We start from the raw sequence: 1,626 nt of genomic DNA, 5'->3' as shown, positions 1-1,626 counted from the left end.
TAACAAGTTATTAGATAGTTTAATAGTCCGTTCTTAGTCAGTTACGACACAATAGCATAAAGCCTTGATTTGGTCAACAGTATTGACATATCTTTTTGATCTAGCTATACTTTTCCACGGACTAATATTCTATTTGTATTATTAGTCCGTAATGCTCAATTATGAATCCTATTCCAAGTGATATTTTGGTCGATTTTGAAGCTGTACTCAAGAAGAAAGCAGTGCCTGCTGCCCGTCATGCTGAGTACAAAAAGTGGCTTAGGTATTATCTTGATTTTAAGGGCAAGTACACCCTGCCGGAGTCCAGATCCGAACATGTTCGTCTGTTCATCGAAAAATTGCGGCAGAAAAACCAGTCACACGAACAGCAGAAACAGGCTGCTCATGCGCTTTCTCTTTTTTTTGAGACTCAAGCATGGGAGAAACATATTTCGGCTGCCAGAGCAAGTCAAAGCAAGAATGGATTCCCGCCTACTGAACGCGGGAATGTCAGGCAGAAAACTGCGGGCCAGCAAACTACAGGGATAGTGCCTGCCCGTGCATCGAATACGAATAAAGTGCCATCAAATCCGTCTGTGCCTCCTTTTATTTCTCCTCTTTCAGGTAAAAGCCGCTTCAATGACTGGAGGTGTCTAAAAAAGACTGCTTCTCCTGAATGGGATAGGCTTATCAGCAGTTTGGCTGAGGAGATCAAAACTCGCCACTATTCCAGGAAGACTCTCAAGGCTTATGCCGACTGGTGCCGACACTATCAGCGCTATCTTCAAAACAAGTCGCCTGATGAGTTGTCTGCCACGGATGTAAAAACATATCTGACATATCTTGCGGTGCATTGCAAGGTGGCCGCTTCCACACAGAACCAGGCTTTCAATGCACTGCTATTTCTGTACAGATATATACTGAAGAAGGACTTCGGAGAGCATCAGGACATTCCTCGCGCCAAGAAGTCGAGATATGTTCCTGTAGTTCTTTCCCGCAGGGAGATTGATGCTGTCCTTAAGCATCTCACGTATCCATACGATCTTGTAGTCAAACTGCTTTACGGATGCGGTCTTCGTCTTTTTGAGTGTATAAATCTGCGGGTCAAGAACTTCAATTTTGATGAGGGAATTCTTACTGTCCACGGCAAAGGTCGCAAAGACAGGTCTGTACCTATCCCACAAAGTATCATGCCGGAGTTGTTATCCCAGCTTGACAGGGTAAGGAAACTGCATGATGAGGACTCGACGGCAGGATACGCCGGCGTGTTTCTTGAAAACCTGCTCGAAAGGAAATATCCATCAGCCGCAAAGGACTTCATCTGGCAATGGTTTTTTCCACAACAGTCATTAACTTATATTTCGACAACAAAAGAGAAGCGGCGGTATCATCTTCACGATTCCCATGTTCAAGAGGCTCTCTATGAGGCGGTCCGTAGGGCTAAGCTCACAAAGCGAATCACATCTCACACATTCCGTCACAGCTTCGCAACCCATCTATTGCAGGCAAATTACGACATCCGCACAATCCAGACTCTTCTCGGCCATAGCGACGTAAGGACAACTATGATTTATACTCACTGCATTCCGAGCAGGACGTTAAAAGAGGCAAAAAGTCCGCTGGATTTCTAAAATAGATATCTCAATG

The 1,626-nt window shown here is 44.8% G+C and carries 1 protein-coding gene; it reads left to right on the top strand.

Annotation, left to right across the window (positions count from 1 at the left end; all coding sequences use genetic code 11):
* Positions 1 to 185 precede the first annotated feature (185 nt).
* Complete coding sequence (locus AB1552_14400) at positions 186 to 1,610, top strand: integron integrase (protein ID MEW6054949.1); 1,425 nt, start codon at positions 186 to 188, stop codon at positions 1,608 to 1,610.
* Positions 1,611 to 1,626 lie beyond the last annotated feature (16 nt).

This window comes from Nitrospirota bacterium, assembly GCA_040754395.1.
GTDB lineage: Bacteria > Nitrospirota > Thermodesulfovibrionia > Thermodesulfovibrionales > SM23-35 > JBFMCL01.
The sequence above is the reverse complement of the archived record's forward strand: the minus strand, read 5'-3'. Positions and strand labels throughout refer to the sequence as shown.